29 protein-coding genes are annotated in these 24871 nt (G+C 73.4%); 8 read left to right on the forward strand and 21 right to left on the reverse strand.

The features are described 5' to 3' along the window. Window positions 1-2 precede the first annotated feature (2 nt). Together ABD665_RS07365 and ABD665_RS07370 are read right to left on the reverse strand one after the other, a co-directional pair. Window positions 3-458, reverse strand: a complete 456-nt coding sequence (locus ABD665_RS07365; protein ID WP_204911554.1) for a GNAT family N-acetyltransferase — start codon at window positions 456-458, stop codon at window positions 3-5. Continuing rightward, complete coding sequence (locus ABD665_RS07370) at window positions 455-1030, reverse strand: NUDIX domain-containing protein (RefSeq protein WP_204911553.1); 576 nt, start codon at window positions 1028-1030, stop codon at window positions 455-457. Before ABD665_RS07370 ends, ABD665_RS07365 begins: the two co-directional genes overlap by 4 nt. A 140-nt stretch (window positions 1031-1170) precedes the next feature. Between ABD665_RS07370 and ABD665_RS07375 the strand changes: the two genes are divergently transcribed. Beyond that, a complete protein-coding gene (locus tag ABD665_RS07375; RefSeq protein WP_204911552.1) occupies window positions 1171-1578 on the forward strand; it encodes a VOC family protein in 408 nt (135 codons plus the stop codon). Here the strand turns inward: ABD665_RS07375 and ABD665_RS07380 are convergent. Further along, complete coding sequence (locus ABD665_RS07380) at window positions 1575-2135, reverse strand: TetR/AcrR family transcriptional regulator (RefSeq protein ID WP_344741633.1); 561 nt, start codon at window positions 2133-2135, stop codon at window positions 1575-1577. The two genes, ABD665_RS07375 and ABD665_RS07380, sit on opposite strands and share 4 nt — an antisense overlap. Window positions 2136-2235: 100 nt before the next feature. On the opposite strand from ABD665_RS07380, the gene ABD665_RS07385 reads away from it, so the two are divergent. Further along, entirely contained in the window at window positions 2236-3189 is a 954-nt protein-coding gene (locus ABD665_RS07385) for a 2-dehydropantoate 2-reductase N-terminal domain-containing protein (RefSeq protein WP_204911550.1), read from the forward strand. Window positions 3190-3218: 29 nt separating this feature from the next. Here ABD665_RS07385 and ABD665_RS07390 read toward each other — a convergent pair whose 3' ends face one another. Next, entirely contained in the window at window positions 3219-4205 is a 987-nt protein-coding gene (locus ABD665_RS07390) for a helix-turn-helix transcriptional regulator (RefSeq protein ID WP_344741635.1), read from the reverse strand. Between the two features lie 69 nt (window positions 4206-4274). Here ABD665_RS07390 and ABD665_RS07395 point away from each other — a divergent pair, with 69 nt between their 5' ends. From ABD665_RS07395 to ABD665_RS07405, 3 genes are all read left to right on the forward strand, one after another. Beyond that, window positions 4275-4694, forward strand: a complete 420-nt coding sequence (locus ABD665_RS07395) for a VOC family protein (RefSeq protein WP_204911549.1) — start codon at window positions 4275-4277, stop codon at window positions 4692-4694. A gap of 535 nt (window positions 4695-5229) precedes the next feature. Next, window positions 5230-5355, forward strand: coding sequence for a hypothetical protein (locus tag ABD665_RS07400; RefSeq protein ID WP_344741637.1), 126 nt, complete (start codon window positions 5230-5232; stop codon window positions 5353-5355). A gap of 40 nt (window positions 5356-5395) precedes the next feature. After that, complete coding sequence (locus tag ABD665_RS07405) at window positions 5396-6169, forward strand: PhzF family phenazine biosynthesis isomerase (protein ID WP_204911548.1); 774 nt, start codon at window positions 5396-5398, stop codon at window positions 6167-6169. Window positions 6170-6173: 4 nt separating this feature from the next. Here the strand turns inward: ABD665_RS07405 and ABD665_RS07410 are convergent, their stop codons facing one another. Next, window positions 6174-6347: an SbtR family transcriptional regulator gene (locus ABD665_RS07410; RefSeq protein WP_204911547.1), complete on the reverse strand. Its 174-nt coding sequence runs from the start codon at window positions 6345-6347 to the stop codon at window positions 6174-6176. An 8-nt stretch (window positions 6348-6355) separates the two neighbouring features. Between ABD665_RS07410 and ABD665_RS07415 the strand changes: the two genes are divergently transcribed. Further along, window positions 6356-6544: a zinc-binding dehydrogenase gene (locus ABD665_RS07415; RefSeq protein WP_204911546.1), complete on the forward strand. Its 189-nt coding sequence runs from the start codon at window positions 6356-6358 to the stop codon at window positions 6542-6544. Between the two features lie 76 nt (window positions 6545-6620). Beyond that, entirely contained in the window at window positions 6621-7469 is an 849-nt protein-coding gene (locus tag ABD665_RS07420) for a GIY-YIG nuclease family protein (RefSeq protein ID WP_344741639.1), read from the forward strand. A gap of 78 nt (window positions 7470-7547) precedes the next feature. Here the strand turns inward: ABD665_RS07420 and ABD665_RS07425 are convergent, their stop codons facing one another. Further along, window positions 7548-8132, reverse strand: coding sequence for a hypothetical protein (locus ABD665_RS07425; RefSeq protein ID WP_204911544.1), 585 nt, complete (start codon window positions 8130-8132; stop codon window positions 7548-7550). 139 nt (window positions 8133-8271) lie between these two features. On the opposite strand from ABD665_RS07425, the gene ABD665_RS07430 reads away from it, so the two are divergent. Next, window positions 8272-9156, forward strand: a complete 885-nt coding sequence (locus ABD665_RS07430; RefSeq protein WP_204911543.1) for a phosphotransferase — start codon at window positions 8272-8274, stop codon at window positions 9154-9156. Window positions 9157-9201: 45 nt separating this feature from the next. Here ABD665_RS07430 and ABD665_RS07435 read toward each other — a convergent pair whose 3' ends face one another. The 15 genes from ABD665_RS07435 to ABD665_RS07505 all read right to left on the reverse strand — a co-directional run bounded on the left by ABD665_RS07435 (window position 9202) and on the right by ABD665_RS07505 (window position 24790). Further along, window positions 9202-9717 (reverse strand): hypothetical protein, encoded by a 516-nt coding sequence (locus tag ABD665_RS07435; protein WP_204911542.1) that lies wholly within the window; start codon window positions 9715-9717, stop codon window positions 9202-9204. A 150-nt stretch (window positions 9718-9867) separates the two neighbouring features. Further along, the gene (locus ABD665_RS07440; protein WP_204911541.1) at window positions 9868-10692 is read right to left on the reverse strand and encodes an LLM class flavin-dependent oxidoreductase; all 825 of its coding nucleotides are present in this window, start codon (window positions 10690-10692) and stop codon (window positions 9868-9870) included. Next, on the reverse strand, window positions 10689-11723 hold the full coding sequence (locus tag ABD665_RS07445; RefSeq protein WP_204911540.1) for a Gfo/Idh/MocA family oxidoreductase: 1035 nt from the start codon (window positions 11721-11723) through the stop codon (window positions 10689-10691). Before ABD665_RS07445 ends, ABD665_RS07440 begins: the two co-directional genes overlap by 4 nt. Next, complete coding sequence (locus tag ABD665_RS07450; RefSeq protein ID WP_204911539.1) at window positions 11720-12439, reverse strand: FCD domain-containing protein; 720 nt, start codon at window positions 12437-12439, stop codon at window positions 11720-11722. The genes ABD665_RS07445 and ABD665_RS07450 overlap by 4 nt, the downstream gene beginning before the upstream one ends. Beyond that, window positions 12436-13305 (reverse strand): DUF4438 family protein, encoded by an 870-nt coding sequence (locus tag ABD665_RS07455; protein WP_204911538.1) that lies wholly within the window; start codon window positions 13303-13305, stop codon window positions 12436-12438. The genes ABD665_RS07450 and ABD665_RS07455 overlap by 4 nt, the downstream gene beginning before the upstream one ends. Next, window positions 13302-14186: a DUF4438 family protein gene (locus tag ABD665_RS07460; protein ID WP_204911537.1), complete on the reverse strand. Its 885-nt coding sequence runs from the start codon at window positions 14184-14186 to the stop codon at window positions 13302-13304. Before ABD665_RS07460 ends, ABD665_RS07455 begins: the two co-directional genes overlap by 4 nt. Beyond that, on the reverse strand, window positions 14183-15634 hold the full coding sequence (locus ABD665_RS07465) for a metallopeptidase TldD-related protein (RefSeq protein ID WP_204911536.1): 1452 nt from the start codon (window positions 15632-15634) through the stop codon (window positions 14183-14185). Before ABD665_RS07465 ends, ABD665_RS07460 begins: the two co-directional genes overlap by 4 nt. Continuing rightward, window positions 15631-17133 (reverse strand): metallopeptidase TldD-related protein, encoded by a 1503-nt coding sequence (locus ABD665_RS07470; protein WP_204911535.1) that lies wholly within the window; start codon window positions 17131-17133, stop codon window positions 15631-15633. Before ABD665_RS07470 ends, ABD665_RS07465 begins: the two co-directional genes overlap by 4 nt. Next, entirely contained in the window at window positions 17130-18275 is a 1146-nt protein-coding gene (locus ABD665_RS07475) for a Gfo/Idh/MocA family oxidoreductase (protein ID WP_204911534.1), read from the reverse strand. Before ABD665_RS07475 ends, ABD665_RS07470 begins: the two co-directional genes overlap by 4 nt. Then, complete coding sequence (locus tag ABD665_RS07480) at window positions 18256-19431, reverse strand: oligopeptide/dipeptide ABC transporter ATP-binding protein (RefSeq protein ID WP_204911533.1); 1176 nt, start codon at window positions 19429-19431, stop codon at window positions 18256-18258. The genes ABD665_RS07475 and ABD665_RS07480 overlap by 20 nt, the downstream gene beginning before the upstream one ends. Continuing rightward, on the reverse strand, window positions 19428-20318 hold the full coding sequence (locus tag ABD665_RS07485; protein WP_204911532.1) for an ABC transporter permease subunit: 891 nt from the start codon (window positions 20316-20318) through the stop codon (window positions 19428-19430). Before ABD665_RS07485 ends, ABD665_RS07480 begins: the two co-directional genes overlap by 4 nt. Then, complete coding sequence (locus ABD665_RS07490) at window positions 20315-21265, reverse strand: ABC transporter permease subunit (RefSeq protein WP_204911531.1); 951 nt, start codon at window positions 21263-21265, stop codon at window positions 20315-20317. Before ABD665_RS07490 ends, ABD665_RS07485 begins: the two co-directional genes overlap by 4 nt. Window positions 21266-21267: 2 nt before the next feature. Further along, the gene (locus tag ABD665_RS07495; protein ID WP_344741645.1) at window positions 21268-22893 is read right to left on the reverse strand and encodes an ABC transporter substrate-binding protein; all 1626 of its coding nucleotides are present in this window, start codon (window positions 22891-22893) and stop codon (window positions 21268-21270) included. Further along, the gene (locus tag ABD665_RS07500) at window positions 22890-24002 is read right to left on the reverse strand and encodes an oligopeptide/dipeptide ABC transporter ATP-binding protein (RefSeq protein ID WP_204911529.1); all 1113 of its coding nucleotides are present in this window, start codon (window positions 24000-24002) and stop codon (window positions 22890-22892) included. The genes ABD665_RS07495 and ABD665_RS07500 overlap by 4 nt, the downstream gene beginning before the upstream one ends. Next, the gene (locus ABD665_RS07505; protein WP_204911528.1) at window positions 23999-24790 is read right to left on the reverse strand and encodes an SDR family oxidoreductase; all 792 of its coding nucleotides are present in this window, start codon (window positions 24788-24790) and stop codon (window positions 23999-24001) included. Before ABD665_RS07505 ends, ABD665_RS07500 begins: the two co-directional genes overlap by 4 nt. Between the last annotated feature and the right edge of the window lie 81 nt (window positions 24791-24871).

Raw genomic sequence — 24871 nt, forward strand, 5'->3', positions numbered from 1 at the left:
CGTCACCGCAGCGCCAGGACGGCGACCTCCTGGTCGCCGCTCGTCTCCCCCGTCGCCCGGAACCCCAGCCGGCGGTAGAAGGGTTCCGGCGAGCCCTCGCCCCGGTGGTAGGTCACGAAGCAGGCGTCCGAGCCACGGGCGCGGAGCTCGTCGCAGACGGCGAGCACGGCGAAGCGCCCGTAGCCCCGACCCTGGTGGGCGCGGTCCACGTTGAGGCGCCACACCCCGCTGCGGAGGTCCGTCGGGTCGTCCTCCCACGCAGAGTCCACGAACGCCATCACGAACGCGACCGCCACCCCGTCGTCGACGACCAGGCGCGGCCAGGCGATGTCCGGGTGCACGAACGCCTCGGCCAGCGACGTGACGACCGCGCGGACGAGGTGCTCCTGCTCGGGCGCCACCCGGATCGCGAGCGCGTCGTCGAGGTTGGCCGGCGTGACGGGCTCGAGCGTGATCATCGGGACGACCCCGGAACCCGTCGGACCTGGTCCCGCAGCAGCGCGAGCCGGCTCGCCACGCGCCCGGCCAGCGGGGTGGGCAGGTCCCCCACCGGGAACCACGCCACCTGCTCGCTCTCGTCGCTCACCCGGGGCTGCTCGTCCGTGGTGGTCAGCGCGGCGAAGCCGACGTCCCAGTGCGTACGGCACGCCCCGAACGCCGCGCCCAGCTCGTGACGATCGAGGTCGAGGACGCCCGGGACCAGGCGGAGACCGGCCAGACCGGACTCCTCCCGCGCCTCTCGCAGGGCCGCCTCGGGGATCGAGCCGTCCGTGGCCTCGACGTGCCCGCCGGTCTGCACCCAGAAGCGTCCCTTGCGGTGGAAGCACAGCAACGTGCGCTCGAGGTCCGCCGAGAAGACGAAGCAGCTGGCCGTCAGGTGGTCGGGCCCGCCTCCCCGGCGCAGGGCCTCGACGCCCCGGCTGCTGACGAGATCCAGGTACTCCCGGCGCAGCTGCGCCAGCCCCGGCGTCGGTGCGGGCCAGCCCTCCAGCTCGCGGACCAGGTCGGCGGCGACGGCTTCCGAGGACACGCCTCAGGCTAAGGGAGGTGGGGGCCCGGCCTCCTCGACGCCGGCTGCTCGCACCCGCCGTGCAGGAGGACCATGAGGCGCACCGCGTACGCAGCGGACGAGACCACGGCACCGTCCGCGACCGGGACGAGAGGACGACGTTGAGGCTGCACCACGTCCAGGTCGCCTGCGCGCGGGGCGGCGAGGACGACGCGCGCCGCTTCTACGCCGACGGGCTCGGGATGACCGAGGTCGAGAAGCCCAACGACCTGAAGGCGAGAGGCGGTGCCTGGTTCCGCTCGCTCGGCGACGACGGGACGGTGCTCGCCGAGGTCCACGTCGGGGTGGAGGAGCCGTTCTCGCCCGCGCTCAAGGCGCACCCGGCGTTGCAGCTCGACAGCGTCGCCGAGCTGGAAGAGGTGGCCGAGCGGCTCGCGCGCCTCGGCTTCCCGACCGACTGGTCCCAGCGGCACACCTTCCCCGGCAACGAGCGGTGCCACACCGCCGACGGGCAGGGGAACCGGGTCGAGCTGCTCGCGCCGGTGAGGCCCGGCGGACCCACGCCCTAGCGGCGCAGGCCGTCGAGCACGAGGGTGACCGCGCCGTCGGCGTCGGCGCGCGAGCCGGGCTGACCGCAGGCCGTGCTGACGCCCTGCAGGACCATGAGCACGGCGCCGGCGCTCACGTCGTCGCGGACGGTGCCCTCGTCGACGCCGGCGGCCAGCAGCTCGGTGATGACCTGCTCGAGCTCACGTCCGCCGTCGGCGAGCGTGTCGGGCTGGGCGCTCATGAGGTTCGCGAGCGTGCGGGCGAGGCCCTGGTGGCCGTGCAGGTGGGCGACGAAGCCGCGGAGGAAGGTGGCCAGCGCCTCCGCCGCCGGGAGCGTCGTCCGGAGCGTGCGGCCGCGCTCGCACAGGCCCGCGAGCTCCTCGCGGTAGACCGCCTCGGCGAGCGCCGCTCGGTTGGGGAAGTGCCGGTAGAGCGTGCCCGTGCCCACGCCGGCGAGCCGGGCGAAGTCGTCGAACCGCAGGTCGAAGCACCCCTCGGCGAACAGCTCGCGCGCCTTCGCGAGCAGCGCGTCACGGTTGCGCCGGGCGTCCGCGCGCAACGGCTTCGTGGTCGTCACCGGCGTCCTCCTTTGACAAGCGGAACTCGTCTCCATATCGTCGAAGTGGAGACGGTTTCCGATTCTAGGGGAGCTGCGGCGGACGACGCGAGGTGGGCGGATGAAGGTCCTGATGTTCGGCAGGGGCGTCATCGCCGTGGCGTACGGGTGGGCGCTGGAGCAGGCCGGGCACCAGGTCGAGTTCTACGTGCGTCCCGGCCGGGCGGCGGAGTACGGGCCGACGATCGACCTCGAGCTGCTCGACGCGCGGCGCCGGGTGCTCGGGCGGCGGGTCACCGCCACGTGGCCGGTGCGCTACCGCGAGACCCTGGAGCCGGACCACGACGTCGACCTGATCGTGGTCAGCGTCCAGCACTACAGCCTCGCCGAGGCGATGGCCTTCCTCGGGCCCCGGGTCGGGCGCGCGACCGTGCTCGTGTTCAACAACCTGTGGGTCGAACCGGCGGCCGCCGTCGAGGCCCTCCCCGCCGACCAGGTGGCGTGGGGCTTCCCGGGGGCCGGTGGAGGGTTCGACGACGACGGCGTCCTGCACGCCACCCTACTCCCCCTCGTCTTCTTCGGCACCCTCGGCGGACCGCCCTCCGACCGCGTACGAGCCGTGCGTGCCGTGTTCCGTGGGGCGGGGTTCCGGATCCGGGAGACCACCGACTTCCGCGGCTGGCTCTTCCTCCACTTCCTGCAGAACGCCGGCCTGCACACGCAGAGCCTGCGCCTCGGTTCGCTGACCGCGCTGGCCGGGAACCGGCGCGCCGTGCGCGAGTCGATCCTGGCCACCCGCGAGCTCCTGCCCCTCGCCGAGGCCCGTGGCGTCGACCTGTGGCGGCACCGGGGCGACCTCCTGCCGTTCACGGCGCCGTCGTGGCTGACCGCTCCGGCGATGAGCTGGCTCTTCGGTCACTTCCCGCCGATGCGGACGGTGATGGAGGCGCACGCCAACCCCGAGGAGCTGCGCGCGGTCTGCCGCGACACCCTGGCCGAGGCCCGTCGCCTGGGCGTGGCGGTGCCGCGGCTGGAAGCGGCCGAGCCGTTCTTCGCCGCCGAGCAGGTCGGCTGACCGCACGCTCCACCCGGTCGGCCGGCGCATCAGCCTGAGCTCGCGGCCCGGAGGCGGTCGGCCAGCGCAGCCACGGCGTCGCGGAGCGGGGGCGGGCCTTCGACCCTGACGTCGACGACGAACGCGGCGACGACGCCGGCGAGGCCGGTCCACGACCACGAGCCGAGGGTGATCCGGACCCGACCGGGCTCTGACGCCTCGACGACCGCGTCGGGCGGCAGGTAGGGCGCCAGGGTCGTCGCACCCTCGTCGGACACGGTCACCGACCCGACGCAGGGCCAGGCGTCGTCGGCCTCCGACCCCTTGAACCTCGCGGCGACGAACGCCGCCGGGTCTCCGCCCGGGACCGCCCGCGGCACGAACCGCACCCCCGTACGCGACCTCGGAGCTATCCGGTCGGCGCGGTAGGTGCGCCAGTCGTCCCGCTCCGGGTCCCAGGCCAGCAGGTACCACCGGCCGTGGTGGGCCACCACCGCGTACGGCTCGACCCGCCGGGGCGGACGGTCGTCGCCGTCGGGCCGGTAGTCGAACCGCAGCAGCTCGCGGCGCTGCACGCTCTCGCTCAGCGCCACCAGGACGTCCGGGTCGACCCTCACCTCACCCGCCGTCGTGACCGCGCCGACGGCGTCCACCCGGTGCCTCAGGCGTGCCGGCAGGACGTGACGGACGGTCGCCAGGGCCCGCGCCGCCGAGTCCGCGATGTCGGCCCCGGACGCCGGCGCGACCGCGAGGGCGAGAGCGATCGCGACGGCCTGGTCGTCGTCGAAGAGCAGCGGCGGCAGGTCGGAGCCGGCCGCCAGCCGGTAGCCGCCGGCGGGGCCCCGGAGCGCGTCGACGCGGTAGCCGAGCTCACGGAGGCGGTCGACGTCCCGCCGGATCGTCCGCGGGCTGACCTCGAGACGTTCGGCGAGCTGGTCGCCGGGCCAGTCGCGGTGCACCTGCAGCAGGGAGAGCAGCGTGAGCATGCGGGAGGAGGGGCCGGGCACGTCCTCCATCTTCATCGCAGTAGCGGTCACGATCTGACCGGAACCACCGCAACACTCGAGCCGAGGCCGCCGCAGGAGCGGCCCGACCGAGGAGAGACCATGACCATCGAGACCACCACCCACCTGAACTTCGACGGCGACGCCCGGGCGGCGCTCGACTTCTACGCGGCCGTCTTCGGCGGTACGGCGACGGCCGTGACGTACGGCCAGATGGGCGCCTCCGACGACCCGGCCTGGGCCGACAAGATCGTCTTCGGCCAGGTGGCGACCGAGGCGGGCCTGCGGGTCATGGCCTTCGACGTGTGGCCCGGCCAGCCGTACGACCAGGGGACGAACGCGTTCTACGTCTACGTGCACGGCACCGACGCCGACGAGGTCACCCGCTACTGGGACGGCCTGTCCGAGCGCGCCGAGGTCCGTCAGCCCCTCGGGCCGTCCGCCTGGGCCCCGCTCGCCGGGCAGCTCCGGGACCGGTTCGGCGTCGTCTGGGCGCTCGACGTCGCCGCGCCGACCAGCTGAGGCTCGCGCCCGGGACCGGCTGCTAGTCGCTTCGCCACTCCAGGGGCTGACCGTCCCGTCCGGCCCGCTCGACCGACCGACGCAGGTCGGCCCGGTCCTTCCGCGCAGCATCTGCCATCGCGTGGAAGGCCGCGGCTGCCGCGTGGTTGCGCGGGCGGGCCGGACCCGCGGACGCGGCGGCGGGACTCCCCGAGGTCGTGCTCGACCTCGACGTCGTCGGCTATCCCCTGCCGGCCGGTCTGCTGGCTGGAGGCGTACGGGCTGAGCCCGAGCCGGGGCTCGGCCGGAGGTGGCGAGGGTGGGTTAACGTGCCCCTCGACGTCCCTCTCGCCCGCTGGAGAACCGTGCGCGCACGACGCTTCCACCTGCCGGCCGTGCTCGCGCCGGCGGCTGCCGATCATCCTCCGGCGCACGGGGCGAGCGAGGAGCGGCCAGGAGAACGAACCCGCCACGTCGTCCGCCGACCACGTCGTCGTCCGGCCGAAGTCGAAGGCCTGCAGGAGCTGCGCGGCCCCGGTCGAGGTCGACGAGCACGGTGGCGGCAAGGGGCGCGCGCGACGAGGACGGCGACGTCATCACCTTCACGCGCGAAGCGGAGACGTCCGCGAAGAACACGCAGCTCGACCGCGAGAAGGACGGCATCTCCTGCAAGAAGGGGTAGGCCGGAACGACCCGTCGGGCGGTCGCGGATGAGGGTGCCGATGTTCCAGGTGGACGCGTTCGCGGCACGACGGTTCACCGGGAACCCGGCCGCCGTCGTGGTGCTGGACCACTTCCTCGACGACGCCGTGATGCAGGCCGTGGCCGCGGAGAACAACCTCGCCGAGACCGCCTTCGTGGTGGCCGACGGCCACCGGTACCGGCTGCGGTGGTTCACCCCGGTGGTCGAGGTGGCGTTGTGCGGGCACGCGACGCTGGCCGCGGGCGCGGTCGTGGCCGAGCGGCTCGAGCCCGGGCGGGAGAGCGTCGTCTTCGACACGACCAGCGGTGCGCTGGTGGTCCACCGGCGTGGCAGCGGCTACGAGATCGACCTGCCGGTCCGGACGGTCTCGGCGGTCCCGACCCCGGCCGCGCTGTCGGCCGCGCTCGGCCTCGCGCCGCTGGAGACCGCGACCGACGGCGGGAACTACATCGCCCGGCTGCCGACGGCCCGGGACGTCCGGGAGCTCGAGCCCGACCTCGCGGCCGTCGCTCGCCTGGATCGGACCGGCGTGGTCGTCACCGCCGTCGGCGACGGCCCGTACGACTTCGTCAGCCGCTACTTCGCGCCCCGCAAGGGCATCCCCGAGGACCCGGTGACGGGGGGCGCACACTGCGCGCTGGTGCCCTTCTGGTCGGCACGCACCGGCCGGGAGACGTTCGTGGCGCACCAGGCGTCGCACCGCGGAGGCGACCTGACCTGCCGGCTCGTCGGCGACCGCGTGGTGCTGGGCGGCTCGTGCGTGTTCTACCTCGAGGGCCACATCGACCTCTAGGTTCCTAGGCGGTCTGTCGCGGCCTCACGAGGATCGGGTCAGCGACGACCTCGAAGAGGTGGTCGGTGCAGTCCGCGAGCGCCGACTGGTCGCTCAGCCACGCGAGCGCACCGGCCAGGGCGAAGAGGTCAGCCCCGTCGACGTCCGTCCGTGCCGATCCGGCCTCCTGTGCCCGCACGAGGAGACGTGCACCCGACGCCCGCATGGCGACGCAGGAGGAGCGGTGGTCAGCTCCGCGACCTCGCCCGCCTGCTCGACGACGGGACGCTCAAGATCGCGATCGACAGCACGTTCCCGCTGGAGCACGCGGCGGACGCGCATGTGCGAGCCGCGCGCGGTCACATCCAGGGCAAGATCGTGCTCACGGTCGCGTGAGCGCTCGGCGAAGCTGCGCCGCCATTCAGAGCCAGGTGACTCCGCCGGACGGGTAGTTCGCGGTAAGACTTCCCACGTGGATGTTGAGACGACGACGCTGACCGGCGAGCTCACCCTTGGACACGTCCTGACCGCCGCAGGGCTTGCCGCATCCGATGTCGTAGCGCTGCGACACACCTACACCGATACCGGTCTCAGCAGTCCGGAGGCCCTCACGGCGGCCACCGTGCTGGAGTACACGCGATGGCAGCCCGCGAAGAACAAGCTCGGGGCACACCCTCCGCGACTGTGGCTGGTATTCATGGCCGACGGCAAGCGACGCTCGCGCCTCTTCACGACGTATGCCAACCACGGCGAGGTACCCGCTGAACGGGCAGACGAGACGCGCTTGTTCGACCTTCGGCCGACCCCGACGCTCTCGGCGCTTGCAGGTCGACTTGTCGTGGAGTGGTCTAGAGATGCCGTGAACTGGGCCAAGCCCGGATCAAGCGCTGCGACATTCCCGGTCGTCGAGATCGCAGATCCAGGACGCGTTCCTTTTCCTGGCTTCGACCGCGTCCGCCTCTCGTACGCGGAGATTCAGCTGCTGATCACGGACTCCCGCTACTCAGACTGGCGCACAGCGCTCGAGTCAGTGCAGGGCATCTACCTGATTGCAGACAAGACCAACGGAAAGCTTTACGTCGGCAAGGCTGACGGCCAGGAGCGAATGCTCGGACGGTGGTCCTCCTACGCGCGCGACGGTCATGGCGGCAACGTTGCTCTGCGGGCCCTCGCCGACCTGGATCCCTCCCACGCCAGGCACTTCCAGTTCAGCATCTTGCGGGTCTTCGGACCCAGCGTCCCTGGCGCAGAGGTAGACGAAGCCGAGTCGCACTTCAAGGAGGCACTGCTGACTCGCCAGTACGGATTGAACCGGAACTAGTGAAGCCTGTTCGACCTCCAGCGGGTGGACTCGCGGTCCGACCATTGCCGGAGTGCCTAAGCACGACACACGGTCCACTTACGAGGACGTTGACACGAGCATGACGGCCAAGATCGCCGCCACCACGCCATCAACAGCGAGGGGCACCATGCCGACCCGGTACGCAGGAATCGGATCGAGCCGGTAGAACACGAGGTAGCAGGCCAGCCCGACCAGCGTCGCGAGCGCTACGGCGACGATCCAGCCCACGGCCGCAGGGGCCGTCAGCACCTCAGCCGTACGCAGCGTGACGCCGGCGGCGAGCTGCATGGTCGCCCAGACGACGATCAGCGGGAGCTCCGTCGTGACGGGCCGGTGGGCGACCGTCGAGGTGAGGTACAGCAGCAGCGCGCCGACCAGCGCTCCCCCGACGACCGTCGCCCCCAGCGCCAGCCAGGAGGCTCTCGGAAGAAGGAGCGCGATGCCGACGGCCAGCAGAGCCAGACCGCCGACGCCGCCGAGCACCGCTCCCCCGAGGAAGTACCCGCCGCCCGGTGACGTACGCCCCGACGGCCTGTACGTGGTCGTCCACCAGACGAGGTAGCTGACGCTGCAGACGACGAGAAGGATCTCGCCGATCACCATCAGCAGTGGACCACCCCCTGCTGCTCTCCAGCTGCCCACCCGTTCACCCTAGAACTCCGGCCGCGGCGTCGGGAGCTCGGAGCGCTGCGCCAGGGCGAACGCTGGTCGTTGCGAGCGAGTGCGAGAGTCGGCGTGTGGTGATCGCGCCGGAGGTGCTGTGCCCGCCGCTGGCGGCCACGTGACCCGTGACCCTGGCGACGAGCGGCCGGCGGAGGTCCTGGACGACGTGGCGCGGGCGGTCGGGGCCGAGGCCACGCTCGGCGGTCGGCTGGCCGGGGGCATCAACGACGGTGCCCTGCGCGTACGGCTGGCGGGACGAGGAGACGCCGTGCTCAAGGCGGTCGCCCGGGACCGCCCCGACCAGCTGGACGAGACCCTGCGCGCCCAGCGCATCGTCGAACGCATGCGCAGCCGGGGGTACCCGACGCCGGCATGGCTCGGGGTCGGGGCCACGTCCACGCACGTGTGGCACCTGATGGACCTCGTCGACGCGGCTCCCGTACGCGAGCTGACCCCCGCCGTCGTCGAGCAGCTGATGGAGATCGTCGAGCTCCAGTCCGGCCGGGCCTCCGAGCCCTACGACCACTCGGCGTACGCCTGGAAGGTCGCCACCGGTCGGGAGCCGTCCGTGGCCGGGCTCTCGAGCCATCCGACCGCGGTGTCGACGCTGGTCCAGCGCCTGCCGCTCGTGCCCGCGGGTGCGCCGTCGCCGCTGCCGAGGGCGTCGGACATGGTCCACGCCGACCTCAACCCCAGCAACGTCCTGGTTCGCGGCGGAGCGGTGGTGGCGGTGGTGGACATCGAGAACGCGGGCAGCGGGACGCGCGCGACCGACCTGACCACCCTGCAGTGGCACACCTTCCAGGACTCGCTGGCTGGAGTTCGCCAACGTCTCTGGACGAGGATCCTCGAGCTGGTCGGTTGGGAAGGTGCGGCGGTCCTGGCCACGACCCAGATCCTGCTCCAGCTCGAGTGGCCGATCCGTCTCGGGCGCCGCAAAGAGCTCGACGACGCGCTCGAGCGGAGCCATCGCACCGTCGACGAGCTGGAGGAGCTTCGCTAGGTCAGCGCCATGATCAGCTGTTCGTGACGGCGCACGAGTCGGGTGCTACCCGTTCCCCTGATCGGTGATCGTCCACGGGTCCGAGGCCGTGCTCCGCTCGAGCCAGTAGGTCCAGCCGTTCGGCCCGTCGTCGAAGGAGAAGTCGGAGCCGGTGAGCCCGGTGTAGTCGAGCGTGACCTCCACCCGGTAGTAGCTGTGGCCGGCCTTCGGGAACGTCCCGCTCAGGTCGGACTCGGAGGCGACGCGGCTCTGGGTGATCTGCAGGTCTCGCATCGTGCCCATCGCCCGGAACCGGGAGAACGCCGACCGGTCGGAGGGGTAGATCGCGGCCATGGTGGCGAAGTCTCGGTGGTCGTACGCCTCGGTGTAGGTGCGCACGACCTCCTCGGGCGATGCCGCCGCGGTGGGAAGAGGGACGGACCTGGTCTGCAGGTTCAGCCGGAAGCCGAGGCCGTAGCCAGCGGCGAGCGTCACGGACAGGACGACGGCCACCACGAGACCGACGACGAGCCGGCGACGTGACGCGGAGCGCTGCGTCGAGCCGGCAGCTGCGAGGACCATCTCCCGATCCTCGTCCATCCGAGGATCCGCGCCGCGGAGGACAGCGCGTGCCCGGGACGACGGGATGTCGCAGCAGACGTCCGAACGCGTCGGAGGCCCACCGCGGCCGGACCCCGACGGACCGACACTTAGCGTCACCGGTGGAGCGACTCAGGGGCCCGCCGCGACCACCTGGCGAACCTCGTCGAGCTCCATCCGGTACGGGCCCACGCCGGTCAGGACCCAGGTCGCCCCGGCGTCGGCCCAGGCGGCGGGGTCGCCGTCGGCGGGGACCTGGACCACCAGCTCGATCGGCTCCTCGGAACCCGCCGCCTCCCGGGCCGCGTCGATCGCCGTACGCGCCTCGGCGACGTCGGCGGGCGAGTCGAGGCCGATGACGAAGTAGCCGTCGAAGCGGGCCGCGCGGCGCTGCGGGGCCTTGTTCGGCCAGCGCCCGCCGATCCAGATCGGGATCCCGCCGGGCCGGGTGGCCGTCGGCAGGTACGTCACGCCGGCCGCGCGGTGGTGCGGGCCGTCGTGGTCGACCAGCTCGCCGGACAGCAGCGAGGTCAGGACCTCGAGGCCCTCGTCGAGCATCGCGGCGCGGACCTTGGGCTCGACCACCTCGCCGAACGCCGACAGCTCACCGCCCCGGCCGTTGCGGCCACCGCCGTCGTCACCCAGGCCGAAGCCGAGGATCAGGCGGCCGCCGGAGAGTCGGTCGAGCGTGGCCGCCTGGCGCGCCAGCACCTGCGGCCGGCGGCGGGACAGCGGCGTGACCGCGGTCCCGAGCTGGATCCGCGAGGTCGTCATCGCCGCGGCGGCGAGGCAGATCCAGGGGTCGGCGATCTCGACCACGGGGTCGGCGTAGAGCAGGTGGTCCCAGATGAAGATCCCGTCCCAGCCCGCCTCCTCGGCCTGCGCGGCCAGCTCCGCGAACACCCGCGGGTCGGCCAGCGGGTCGAACGCCGGGACGAACAGCCCCCGCCTGCTCATCGCGACACCCCCACGACGCCGGCCGGCCCCGGGCCGGAGCCCGACGAGCTGTCGAGCGGCAGCCCGGCGGCCTCACGCGCCAGCCCGAGGGCGGACGCGACGGCGAGCGCGGAGGCCGACGCCAGGTGGATCGGCTCGGCCTCCTCGCGCAGGACGGCCCCGACGTGCCGCAGGGCGGCGGTGAAGGAGTGCGCGTCGACCGTCGGGCTCTCGACGACCGGTGCGGAACCCGAGGCCCGCACCTCGATCTGCGCCCCCGGCTGCGGGTGCCACGGGTTGTCGACCCGGACGAGGCCCTCGGTGCCGAGCAGCAGCGCGGTGGTCTCGGGCTGCCTGCGGAAGCCGCACGTCAGCATCAGGCGGCGACCGTCGGCGTACGTGAGGACGCCGGCGGCCTCGACCTCGACCTCGGCACCCAGCTCGGCGGCGACCTGGGCCTCCGCGACGGGCTGGCCGAAGAGCTCGTGGGCGAGCCGCATCGGGTAGCAGCCGACGTCGGCGAGCGCGCCGCCGAACATCGGTGCGGAGAGCCGGATGTTCTCGGGGCGGGTGACCGGGAAGTGGAACGACGCGACGATCTCGCGCAGCTCGCCGATCGCGCCGGAGCCGATCAGCTCGACGAGACGGAGGTGCTGGGCCTGGAACGGGAAGACGAACGACTCCCACAGCAGCCCGCCGGTGGTCCGGGCGACGTCGAGCAGCGCGCGCGTGGCGGTCGGGTTGGTCGTCAGCGGCTTCTCGCAGAGCACGGCCTTGCCGGCCTCGAGCGCCGCGGCCGCCCACTCGGCGTGCAACGGGTTGGGCAGGGGGACGTACACGGCGTCGACGTCGGGGTCCTCGAGCACGGCCTGGTAGCCGTCGGCGGCGCGCGCGACCCCGTGGTCACGGGCGAAGGCCTCCGTACGGTCCCGGTCGCGTCCGCCGACGACCACGGCCACGTCACCGGACTCGGCGAGGGCGGGCAGCAGCTGGGCGCGGGCGATGTTCGCGGTGCCGAGGATCCCCCAGCGGACGGGCTCGCGCGCGCTCACGCCTGCACGCCGTCGGCGTCGGCGAGCACATGGCCCGGGACCTTGTCGCGGTCGGTGACGTAGTGGGCGTAGATGGCCTTCTCGATCTGTCGGGCCGTGCCGGAGCGCAGGGCTTCGCGGACGGGTTCGTGGCGGGCGCGGACGCCCTTGAGGGCCAGGTGCTGGCGGTCGATGGAGGCGCGCATCAGCGCGCCGATCTGGCCGTTCACGGTGGACCAGAGCTCGACCGCACGGCGGCGGCCGGAGGCGTTGACGATCAGGCCGTGGAAGTGCACGTCGGCCTCGACGATCGCCTGCAGGTCGCCCTCCTGCGCGGCGACGTCCATCCGCTCGAGGGCCTCGGCCAGCGCTTCGTCGAGACCGGTCTTCTCCTCCTTGGTCAGCGCCTTGGCGATGCCCGCCTCGAGCACGTAGCGCGCGAAGCAGACGTCGTCGGCGTCCTCCGTGCTCATCCGGGTCACGACGGTCTGGCGCCGCGGGGAGATCTCGATGAGCCCCTCGGCCGAGAGACCGCGCATGGCCTCGCGGACGGTCGCCCGGCTGACGCCCAGGTCGGCGGCGATCGTCGCCTCCACCAGGCGCGCGCCGGCGGGGAGCTCGTTGTTGAGGATCTGGCGACGCAGCGCGTTGCGCACCGCCTCCGGCAGCGACTCGTGCTCGAGCACGGCGCGCACCCCCTGCCTCAGTGACGCCTCGGCGAGCGTCTGCGGGCTCATCCTGCCCTGCCCGCGGGGGTCGGCACCGGTGCGGCGAGCGCCTCCTCCGTCAGGCCGACGTGACCCTGCGCGTCGGGCACCGCGCGCAGCAGGTGCGCGGGCCCGCAGAGCAGCGGCACGAGGCCCGGGCCGTGACCCGGCATCGGGCTGTCGCCGTGCACGACGACCCCGACCGTCACGTGCCCGCGGCGGTAGCCCATGTTGTGCCGGACGTCGAGGTTGCTGACGGCCAGCAGGTCACCGAGGCGGAGCACCGCGAGCAGCGGGTCGTCCTTCGCGAAGGCCAGGTCGACGTCCCACTGCTGCGCCGGACGGCCGATGCCGTTGCCGGCCAGCCGGCTGGGGACGACCCCGCGGACCCCGACGTCGACGCCGTCGGCACCCACCCGGATGCCGAGCGCGGGGGCGAGCCACGGGTCGAGGTTCATCAGCGCCACCTCGTCGGGCAGGCCCTCGAGCCGGGCGCCCTGACCGTGCGCCCGGACGGCGATCCCGTCGCCGGGCCGCAGCCGGGCGAGGTCGTCGGCCGGGAGCCAGACGAGCACGCGCCCGTCCTCGCCCCGGATCCCGAACACCCGCCCCCGGGCCCCCGCCGCCGCACCGGACCGCACGACGACGGGGTTGCCGACGCAGGCGTACGCCGTGAGGCCGTGGCGGGCGGCCTGGTCGGGGTGGCCGACGCTGACGCCGGGGGCGACGTGGTCGCCGACGGCGGCGGTGACGAGGTCGCCGAGCGCGACGTCGAGGACGATGCCGCCGTCACCGACGGGGACGTACGGGTGGCCGTCGACGTCGATCCGGTAGGGCGTGCTGCCCATCGCGGGCGCCTCGGCGACGCCGGACAGGTTGACCGCGACGCTCCTCATGCCGCCACCTCCTCTTGCGTAGGGCCGCCCACGTAGGCGGCGAGGTTGGCGTCCGGGTCGAGGACGACGTGGAAGGCCTCGGCCGGTCCGCTGAACAGCGAGGTCGGGCCGGGGCCGTGCCCGAAGAGGGCGCACTGACCGGTGGAGATCGTGCCGATGGTGACCCAGCCGGGGCGGTGACCGCGGCCCCAGCTGTGGTCGGTGTCCCGCATGACGACGAGGTCGCCGATCCGCAGGCCCTCGAGCCCGAGCGAGAGCGTCTCGTCGAGCCCGGCGTAGGCGCCCATCAGGTCGGTGTTGGCGTACTCCGACGACATGCCGCCGCCGGCGCCCGCCGCGTCCGCCGGCACGTCCACCGCGACGTGGACCTCGAGCCGGCCGTCGGCGGTGGTGCCGCCCGGCAGCGCTTCGAGGACGCGGGGGTCGAGGTTCTTGACCCGGATCTGCGGGTGCGCCGCGAGGGCGAGGCCCTGGCCGCGCGCCCGCACGGTGACCTGGTCGCCGACCGTCGCCCCCTCGAGCACCGCGTCCGCGGCGTCGACGAGCACGTACGCGTGCTGGCCGATCGCCACGCCGCTGCCGCCCGCCGACGCCCCGGAGACGAGGGTGACCTCGTTGCCGACGCAGGTCAGGTACTGCAGGGCGAAGTTCGCGGCCGGGTCGGCGTGCCGTACGGACAGCCCGGGCTCGAGGTGGTCGCTCGCCCAGCCCGTGGCCGGTTCGCCCAGGTGCCCGGCGAGGGTGACGCCACCCATGCCGGGCAGCAGGAACGGCGAACCGTCCCCGTCGACCCGGTAGGCGTGGCGGTCGGCGGTCGCCGGCCACACCTCGCCGGCCAGCAGCTGGGTGACCAGCCGGGCGGCGTTGCTCTCGACCTTCACGCGGTCTCCTCCTCGAGGTCCTGGGTGGTGGCGGCAGCGGCGGAGCCGAAGCGGAAGCCCCGGACCCGGACGGCCGGCGCGCTCACCGACCCGTTCCACACGTTGGCCAGCGGCTGCGCGAGCACGTCGGCCCCGATCGCGTCGACGCGCGAGAGCACGCCGAAGACCGACTCCGTGAACCGTGCGGGCCGCACCGGTGTGCTGAGGCGCCCGTCCTCGATGAGGAAGCAGGCGTCCCGGCTGCCGCCGGTCAGCGTCGTGGCAGCCGGGTCGACGACCCGGAGGTACCAGAGGCGCTCCACGTAGACGCCGCGCTCGACGCCGGCGACCAGCTCCTCGACGCTCGCGGTGCCCGGCGCCATGGTCAGGCTGGCCGGTGCCGGGTGCGGCGTCTCCTCGCGGGCGATGTGCGCGTGCCCGGTCATGGGCAGGCCCGCGCGGGAGGCGCTGGCCCGGTCCGTGACCGCGTCCGCGACGACCCCGTGGTCGAGCAGCGGCACGCGGCTCGCGTCGGTGCCCTCGGGATCGAACGGGAACGGCAGCCCCCGGACGGCCTGCGGGTCGTCGGCCACGTCGACCGTCGCGGGCGCGACGCGTTCCCCACGACGGCGGGCCACGGCCCCGACCCCGTCGGCGACGGCGTCGCCGGTGAAGCCGTACGCGTGGAAGCCCTCCAGCAGCTCGCCGGTCGCGAGCGGTCCGAGGACGACGTCGTACGTGCCGTCGGTCAGGTCGATGCGGCCGCGCGCCCGGCCGGCCTGCTCGACCGTGCGCGCCACCACGGCGTCGAGGTCGAGCACGTCGAGCCGGCGGTCGAGGTCGACCCAGTGCGAGGTGCCGTCGTCGATGCGGACCGTGAACGACCCGTACGCCTCGGTCGCCGCCGCGTAGCGCTCGACGCCGTCGGCGTCGACCACGGCGAGCTCGGTGACCGCACGGCCGAGCATCCCGAAGGCCTCGCCGCCGGCCGTCCGGGACGCACCCATCAGGGCACGGACGGCGTCGACGCGCTCGGGCGTGCCCCAGGCCGCGGTGCGCGCGTCCCAGAGGACCTCGGGCGCCAGGCTGGGCACGGACCGCGCGGCCAGGGGAGCCGGCAGCGCGGGCAGCGGTCCGGCGGCGCGGGCCAGCGCGGCCGCCCGTCCGGCGGCACGTCGACCGGCGTCGGCGGCGCCGGCCAGGTCGGTGGTCGCGACGCGGGCCGACCGGCCCTCGACCACGGCCCGGACCATCAGCTGGCGCTCGTGCACGTCCTGCGGCTGGTGGACCCGGTCGACGGCGAAGCGGGTGTAGCCGCCCGCCCGGCCCGACAGGAAGGCCTCGGCCTCGTCGGCGCCGGCGGCCCTGGCCGCGCGCACCGCCTCGGCGCAGGCCGCGACGGCGCGGTCGGCCCCGACCGCGGGCTCGGCCTGGTCGGTGCTGGTGATCAGGGAAGAGGTCGTCGTCATCGGGCCACCCCCGTCGAGATCCCACGGAACAGCGACGGCGAGGCGCCGTGCCCGAGGAACCCCCACTGCTTGGGCTCCCCCTTGCCGCACGGCATGCCGTACGCCCTGAACTCCTCCGGCCCGGCGACCGCCTCGAGCGAGCCCCAGAACTGCGGGGTGAGGCCGCCGTACGAGAAGCCGCGCAGCAGCCGGCCACGCTTGCCGTTCTTGACCTCCCAGGCCGCCTCGGTGCCGAACTGGAACGCCATCCGCCGGTCGTCGATCGACCAGGTGCGGTTGTCGTCGGCGTAGTAGCCGTCGCCCATCCGGTCGAGGAGCTCGTCCAGCGAGCCCTCCCCCGGCTCCAGGTAGACGTTGGTGGCGAAGCAGACCGGCAGCCAGGCCCAGCCGTCCGCCCGGGCGGCGCCCGTGGTCTCTCCGCCGTGGCGCGCGACCGCGTCGCGGCTGGACAGCACGTCGCGCAGGACGCCGTTCTCGATCAGGGCGTGCCGCGTGGCGGGTGTGCCCTCGTCGTCGAAGGCGAAGCTGCCGCGGGTGCCGGGCACGGTCGGGTCGGCCACGACGTTCATGGCCGGCGAGCCGTAGCGCAGGGTCCCGATGTCGTCGGGCTGGACCCAGGAGCGGCCCGCGAAGTTCGTCTCGTCGCCGAGGATCCGGTCCAGCTCGAGCGCGTGCCCGACCGACTCGTGGATCTGCAGCGCGAGCTGGGCCGGGCCGATGACCACGTCGGCGGTCCCGCCGGGGGCCTGCGGCGCGCCGAGCAGCGCGACCGCCTCCTCCCCCACCCGGGTGGCCTCGTCCTCGAGCCCGAGGCCGAGGACGTACTCCCAGCCGGCGGCGGCGGTGTTGCCGTGGAACGAGTTCGGGAAGCTGCGCCGCTGCGCGCCGCGCTCGTCGGCCGCGACGGCGAGCAGCATCGCGCCGGTCTCCACGAGGTGCTGCGCCTGCCGCGACCCCTCGGAGTCGGCGTAGTGCTTGTGCTGGCGCTTGGCGTTGAGCCCGGCCGTCACCGAGCGCACGAGGCCCGGCGCCGACGCGGCGCGGACGATCCGCTGGAGCAGGTCGTGGCGCTCGCCGGCCGACACCTCGAACGGGTCGACGTCGACCGGGACCGACCAGGTGCCGCTCGTCGGCTCGCGCGGGGCGAGCGCGACCGGAGCGGTCCCGGCCGCGGCGGCCGCGGCGGCCACCGCCCGACGGGCCACGGCCTGCGCGGTGCCGGGGCCGTCGAGCGAGGCGGAGGCGAAGCCCCACACCCCGTCGCGCAGCACCCGGACCCCGAGCCCGGCGTTGTGCTCCCGGCGCTCGTCGAGCTCGCCGCGGAGGTCGGTGTAGAGCCGCTCCTCCTCGGCCTCGACGAGCCGGACGTCGGCGAAGGTCACGCCCTCGCCGGTCGCCGCCGCGAGCGCCTCCTCGAGCACCGCCCGGGCCGTGGTGCCGTCCAGCCCGCCCCAGGCGTGCGCGTCGGCGGACGTCACGCGCTCCGTCGTGGTGCTCACGCGGTCTTCAGCGGGAAGTCGACCCACGCGCGCTGACGGTGCGACGCCTCGAAGGCGTTGATCGTGTGCTGCACGAGGGCGCCCTGGCGGAAGTCGCCCTGGTTCTCCGGGCCGCCGGACAGGATCTCGGTGGCGAAGTCGGAGACGAGGTTGGAGTAGAAGAGGAACGGCCACGCCTCGAGCGAGGTGCCGCCGGTCGGGAAGAAGCGTTCGGGGATCTCCCGCTCGACGAACTCGACGGCGTCCTTGCTGGCCGTCTTGATCGTCTGGCAGATGCCGTTCTCCTCGACGAGCCGGACGATGATCGCGCCCTCGGAGCCGTAGATGCGGACCTCGATGCCCGGGAAGTTGCCGACGGTGACGAAGGAGGACTGCACCGACGCCAGGCCGCCGCCCTCGAACTCGGCGAGGAACATGTCGCCGTCGTCGATGTTCATGCGCTCCATGCGGCCCGTGTCGCGGACCATGCGGTGCGGGACGAAGTTGCGCATCGTGCCCACGACCGAGGTCAGGGGCGTGCCCATCCACCAGTGCATGATGTCGATGACCGGCGCGCCGTACCCCTCGATCGAGGCGACCTGGATGTGGTCGGGGTCGCTGGCGTCGTTCTGCTGGCGCAGCGGGTTCTGCGGGTCGAGCCACTGGCTGTTCTGCTCGTACGCATTGAGCATGTACGGCGTGCCGACGAAGCCCTCGCGGATCAGCTCGGCGGCGTACATGGTGGCCGGCGCGTAGCGGAACGTGAAGCCCAGCTTGGTCTTCAGCCCCTTGCTCGCGGCGAGGTCGGCGGCCCGCACGACCTCGTGGTAGTCGTGGTTGACCGGCTTCTCGCACAGCACGTGCTTGCCGGCCTCGAGCGCCGCCATGGTCACCTCGAAGTGCATCGCGTCGCCGGTGACGACGTCGATCACGTCGATGTCGGGGTCCTCGACGAGCTCGCGGTAGTCGTCGGTCACCCGCGCGACGCCGAACTGGTCGCCGGCGGCCTTGACCAGGTCGCCGTCCACGTCGGCGAGGCCGATCACGCGGCAGCGCGGGTCGCGCTGCCAGCCGGGGATGTGCGAGCGGACGGCCCAGCGGCCGGTCCCGACGACGCCGACGTTGAGGGTCTGCTTGCCCTGGTCAGCGCTGGGTGAGGTCATCGTTGTTCTCCTTGGTGCTCGGGGTGCTCGGGGTGGTCGTGGTGGCTGCGACGAGCTCGTCGGCCCGTCGACAGCGGCTCTGGTGGGATGCGGTTCCTGGCGCGGGGCCGCCGGCCGGGCCGATCGCGAGCAGCTCGGTGTCCCACTCGTCGCAGGCCGGCTCGTGCAGCTCGCACCGGGCGGCGAAGCGGCAGGTCGGGCCGAGCCCGACCAGCGGGGGCGGCGCGCCGGGGATGACGCGGAGCGGCTCGTCGCGGGCGACCGCGCCGGGCAGCGCGCCGATGAGGGCACGCGTGTACGGGTGGCGCGGGCTGGAGAGCAGCGTCGCGGTGTCGGCGAGCTCGACGACCTGGCCCGCGTACATGACGGCGACGCGGTCGCAGACCTGCGACACCACCGACAGGTCGTGGCTGACCAGGACGAGGCTGGTGCCGAGGTCGCGCTGGAGCGACAGCAGCAGCCCGAGGATCTGGTCCTGGATCAGGACGTCGAGCGCGGTGGTCGGCTCGTCGGCGACGAGCAGGGCGGGGTTCTGCGCGATGGCGATCGCGATGAGCGTGCGCTGCAGCATCCCCCCGCTGAACTGGTGCGGGAAGGCGTCCAGCCGCCGTTCGGGGGCCGGCAGGCCGACCTGGCGGAGCAGCTCGATGACGCGCTCGCGGCGGGCCGCCTTCCCGTGCACCGTGTCCCCCAGCGCCTCCGCGACCTGGTCGCCGATGCGGCGGACCGGGTCGAGGGAGGTCATCGGGTTCTGCGGGATCATCGCGACGTGCCGGCCCCAGAGGCGCCGCAGCCGCTTCGGCGGCAGGACGGTGATGTCCTCCACGCCGATGCTGGGGTAGGCGACCGTGCCCGACACCTCCGTGCGCGGCGTGGGCCGGAGCCCCAGCAGCGCCCGGCACGTCACGCTCTTGCCGGAGCCGGTCTCCCCGACCACGCCGAGCACCTCGCCCTGCCGCAGGGTCAGCGTGACCCCGTCGGCGGCGTGCACCTGGCCGGCGGCCGTGGGGATGCTGATCCGCAGGTCGCTGACCTGCAGCAGCACGTCTCCGCGCTCGCGGGGGTCGGCCGGGGCGGGCACGACCTCCTCGGCGTCGGGCACGCCGACCCGCTCGCCCAGGAGCGGCGCGGACTCCATCGGGGTCCCCGCGCTCACTGCTCGGCCCTCAGGACGTCGGCGAGCCCGTCGCCGAGGAGGCTGAAGGCCACCCCGAGGACGACCAGCGCGATGCCGGGCACCAGCGACAGCTGCCAGTTGGACAAGATGTAGGCCTGTCCCTCCGAGATCATGGAGCCCCACTCGGGCGTCGGCTGCCGCACGCCGATCCCGAGGAAGCCGAGCGAGGCGCCGAGCAGCACGTTGCCGACGGCGTCGACCATGGCGAAGACGATCACCAGCGGCGCCACCGACGGCAGCACGTGCCGCAGCAGGACCCGCGGCGTCGAGTAGCCGAGGACGTTGGCCGCGACGACGTAGCCGTAGCGCCGGGCGGCGAGGGTCTGGCCGTGCGCGATCCGGGCGTAGCCGACCCAGCTCGCCACCCACAGCGCGATGAACATGTTGCGCAGGCTCGGGCCGAGCGAGGCGACGATCGCGATCACCAGGACGATGAACGGGAAGGCGAAGAAGAGGTCGACGACCCGCATGATCACGGCCTCGACCCAGCCGCCCACGTACGCGGCCAGCATCCCGACCGCCGTGCCCACGACGAGGGTGACGATGGTCGCGCCGAAGGCGATGGCCAGGTCGTAGCGCCCGCCGTAGAGCACGCGGGCCCACAGGTCGCGGCCGAAGGCGTCCGTCCCGAGCGGGTGACCGGGCGAGGGCGGGGCGAGCGGGTTCAGCGGGTCGATGTCGAGCGGCGACGCCGAGGTGAAGAGCGGCGCGCCGAGGCACAGCACGGCGATGGCCAGGAGCAGCACGATGCCCGCGACCAGCGAGAACTTCCCGCGCAGCACCTTGGGCAGCGGCAGCCGCAGCCACCGGGCCCGGCTGAGGCCGCGCACGTCGCCCAGCTGGGCGGGGTCGACGAGCGTCGTCATCGGGTCACCGCCACGGCGAGGCGGGGGTCGAGGAGCCGGTGGACGACGTCGGTGAGGACGTTGACCAGCAGCACGAAGACCGCGAGCACGAGGGAGACGGCCTGCACGACCGGGTAGTCGCGGGTGGCGACCGCCCCGACCAGCAGGCTCCCCATGCCGGGGATGGAGAAGACGTTCTCGATCACGACCGTGCCGCCGACGAGGAAGGCGAGGTTCACGCCGAACACCACCGCCACCGGGGCGATCGCGTTGCGGAGCACGTGCCGGGCCAGGACGGCCCAGCCGGAGATGCCCTTGAGCCGCGCGATCGTGACGAAGTCGGACTCCAGCACGTTGATGGTGCTGGCCCGCAGCGACCGGACGAGCACGGTCGAGAACGGGATCGCGAGCGTGATCGCCGGCAGCACCAGGTGGTAGAGGTGCTGGCCGAGACCGGTGCCGTAGCCGCCGATCGGGAACCAGCCGAGCTTGAGCCCGAAGACGAGGATCAGCACGATGCCGATGAGGAAGGCCGGCAGCGCGTAGCCGAGGGTGAAGAAGATCCGCGTCCCCTGGTCGAGCGCCCCGCCGCGCCTGACCGCCGCCAGCACCCCGAGCGGGAGGCTGATCAGCGTGCAGAGCGCGGCGGTGACCGCGACGAGCAGCAGGGAGGGCCCCACCCGGTCGACGAGGAGCTCGCCGACCGGGCGGTGGTACTGGTACGACTCGCCGAACGAGCCCGAGACCGCCGAGCGCAGGAAGATCCCGTACTGGGTGAGGATCGAGTCGTTCAGGCCGAGCGAGTTGCGGATCTGCTCGGCCGCCTCGGGCGTGTAGCGGTTGCCGAGGATCTGGGTCGCCGGGTCGCCCGGCACCAGGCGGATGAGCACGAAGCTCACCAGCGTGATGCCGAACAGCACCGGGACCAGGTTCGCCAACCGGGTCCAGCTCAGGCCGAGCGCGCGCATGCTCAGTGCGTCCCGACGGTCAGGCTGAGCAGGGAGTCGTTGTAGTTGCCGAGCGGGGAGACCTGGAAGCCCTGGACCCACGCGCCGGAGGCGTAGCGGAAGGGCGCGTAGGCCAGCGGGATGAACGGTGCCTGGTCGGCGATCGTCTGCTGGACCTGCTCGTAGAGCTCGCCCCGCTTGGTCTCGTCGGTCTCGGAGCGGGCGTCGTTGATCGCCTTGCTCGTGGCCTCGTCGCCCCAGTAGGAGCTGAACGTGTTCGCCCCGCCCTTGATGTCGGCGCCGAAGGTCGCGACCTCGTCGGGGTCGATGATGTCGTTGGTCCAGTAGCGCAGACCCAGGCCGTTGGTGCCCGACCGCTCGTTCGTGTAGGCGGTGGACTGCTCGTAGGACTGGATCGTCACGTCGATCCCGATCTTGGCGAGGTCGTCCTTGATCACCACGGCCTGCGCCTGGCCGGCCGCGTCACCGCTGACGGTGATCAGGTCGGTCTTGAAGCCGTTCGGGAAGCCGGCCTCGGTCAGCAGCTGCTTCGCCTTGTCCAGGTCGGGCTTGGGCGCCGGGATCGACTCCGCCCAGTGGAGCATCTTGTAGGGGAAGAAGGTGTTCGCCGGGACCGCGTTGCCCTGGTAGGCCAGCGTGTTCATGGCGTCGAGGTCCAGCGCGGCCTTGACGGCCTGGCGGACCCGGACGTCCTCGAACGGCTTCGACTTCAGCGGCACCTGCAGGAAGTCGACACGCGTCGAGGGGAAGAGGTCGACCTTGAGCTTGGGGTTGGCCGAGAGCTGCTTGACCAGGTTGCCCGGCGGGTTCTCGATCACGTCGACCTGGCCGCCCTGCAGCTGCAGGACGCGGGTGTTGTCGTTCGTGACGACGCTGACCTCGACGGTGGTGATCTTGGGCTTCGGGCCCCAGTAGCTGTCGTTGCGGGTCAGCACCAGCTGGCTGTCGGGCTCGAGCTTGGTGACCTTGAAGGGGCCGGCGCCGTACGGGGTCTTGCTGAAGAAGTCCTTGTCGGCCTCGACCGCCTTCTGCGGCAGGATCCCGTACGCGTACATCGCGAGGTCGGCCAGCAGCGGAGCGTGCTTGGTCTTGAGCTTGATCACCACGGTCTGGGGGTCGCTCGCGGTGATCGAGGTGACCGGCGTGATCAGGAAGCCCCAGCCGCCCTCGAGGGCGCGGGCGCGGTTGATCGACCAGGCGGCGTCGGACGCGGTGACCGGCGAGCCGTCGGCGAACTTGGCGTCGGGGTTCAGGTGGAACGTCCAGGTCAGGCCGTCGGCGCTCTGCTCCCAGGTCGACGCCAGGTCGGGGACGATCTTGGTCCCCGTCGGGTCGGTCTGCACGAGCCGGGCGTAGATGTTCTGGTCGAGCCAGATGCTCTCGTTGGCCGCGTTCTCGGCGGGGTCGAGCGTGTCGATGGCGACGCCGTTCGCGATCTTGAGGGTGTCGACCTCGCTGGTCGCGGCCGGGGCGGAGGCGGCGCCGGGATCCGTCGCGGACGAGCCCCCTCCCCCGCAGGCGGCGAGGACGAGCGCGGCGGCGGCCAGGCCGGAGAGCCCGGTCAGGCGCAGCCGGCGCAGGGCCGATCGGGGCTGGACAGGGTGGGCGGGGTGGGGCACGGGCGTCATCGGGTTCCTCCAGGGGACGGGGTGGGGTGCGAGACGGCGGCAGCGCCGTTGACGGGGTGGGCGTGGGGGGTGACGTCGGGGGTCGTCGTGGGCGTCGAGCCCGGGTAGAGGTGGCAGGCGACCTGCTGGCCGGCCGGGGTGGTCGTCATGAGCGGGACGACCTCGCGGCAGACCGCCATGGCGGCCGGGCACCGCGGGTGGAACGTGCAGCCCGAGGGCGGCGTGATCGGGTTCGGCAGCTCGCCCGCGACCGCGCTGGTCGTCGAGCGGCGGCGGCCGAGCTTGGGGGCGGCGGCGAGCAGCGCCTGCGTGTAGGGGTGGGCGGGGCTCGCGAACAGCGCCGCGGCGGGTCCGGACTCGACGACCCGGCCGAGGTAGAGCACGGCCACGTCGTCGGCGATCCGCTCCAGCACGGCCAGGTCGTGGGTGATGAAGAGGTAGGCCAGCCCGAGCTCGGACTGCAGGCGCTGGAAGAGGTTCAGGACCTGCGCCTGCACGGAGACGTCGAGGGCCGACACAGGTTCGTCGGCCACCAGCAGCCGCGGTCCGACGGCCAGGGCGCGCGCGATGCTCACCCGCTGCCGCCCCCCGCCGGAGAGCTGGCCGGGCTTGCGGCCGGCCCAGCCGGACGGGAAGCCGACCTGGTCGAGCAGCTCGGCGACGCGGCGCGGCCGGTCCGCGGCGGGGACGCCGCCGGTGACCTTGAGGACCTCGGCGATGGCGGTGCCGACGGTCTCGTGGGGGTTCAGGGAGGTGTACGGGTCCTGCAGCACCACCTGGACGTCGCGGCGCAGACGGTGGCTCATCGCGCCGCCGCCGGAGGCGACGTCCTGGCCGTCGAGCAGGACCTGCCCGGCGCTGGGGCGCTCCAGGCGCAGCACGAGGCGACCGAGGGTGCTCTTGCCCGAGCCGGTCTCGCCGACGACGCCGAGCGTGCGGCCCGGCATCACCGAGAGGCTGACGTCGTCGACCGCCCGCAGGACCTCGCCCGGCTCCCGGCGGAACCAGGCCCGGGTGCTGCGCTGCAGCGCGTAGTGCTTGCTGAGCCCGCGGGTCTCGAGCAGCGGGGTCCGCATGGTCGCCGCGAGCTCAGCCGCGAGGGCCGTCATGCGCCCACCGCCGCCGGCTTCGGCTCGCCCGGCATCCGGAACCGGCCGGCGCTCGAACCGCCGTCGACCGCGATGACGGCCGCGTTGACGTGGTCGCTCTCGGGCAGGCAGAGGAAGCGGACGGCGTTCGCGATGTCGGCCGGCAGGCCCGCGCGGCCCGTGGGGATCGACGCGGTGAGCGAGGCGCGCAGGTCGTCGCTGGCGCGGTCGGGGTTCGCGTCGCTCGCGCCGCGGACGTCGATGTAGCCGGGGGCGACGACGTTGCTCGTGATGCCCAGCGGGCCGAGCTCCATGGCGAACGTCGCGGAGATCGTCTCGACGGCGGCCTTGGACGACGCGTACGCCGCCCCGCGCGGCCGGGGGCTGCGGGCCGAGCCGGTCGAGATGCTGACGATCCGGCCCGAGGTGAGGCCGGCGTCGACGTAGCGCTGCACGAAGGACCGGCAGGCCAGGAACATGCCGGTGACGTTCACGTCGAACACGTGGCGCCACGCGGCCGGTGTCATCTCGAGCAGCCCGGCGGTCGGGTAGTCGGCCGCGTCGTTCACCAGGATCGAGGCCGGGCCCCAGCGCTCCTCGAGCGCCGCCAGGGCGCCGTCGACCGCGCCCTCGTCGGCGACGTCGGCGACGACGGAGAGCACGTCGGGCCGGTCCAGCGGGAAGGGCGACAGGTCGAGCACGCCGACCTTCGCGCCGCTGTCGGCGAGGGCCGTCACGATGGCCCGGCCCAGCCCGTTCGCGCCGCCGGTGACCAGCGCCACCGAGCCCTCGAGCGCTCCTGCGACCACTGCTGCTCCTCGTGTCCTGGGGCCCCGGAACCGGTGCCCGCTTCTCGTCGGTTGTCGACAATCGACGATGTTGCACCGAGC

Origin of the sequence: Microlunatus spumicola, assembly GCF_039536445.1 — a bacterium.
Classification (GTDB): domain Bacteria; phylum Actinomycetota; class Actinomycetes; order Propionibacteriales; family Propionibacteriaceae; genus Microlunatus; species Microlunatus spumicola.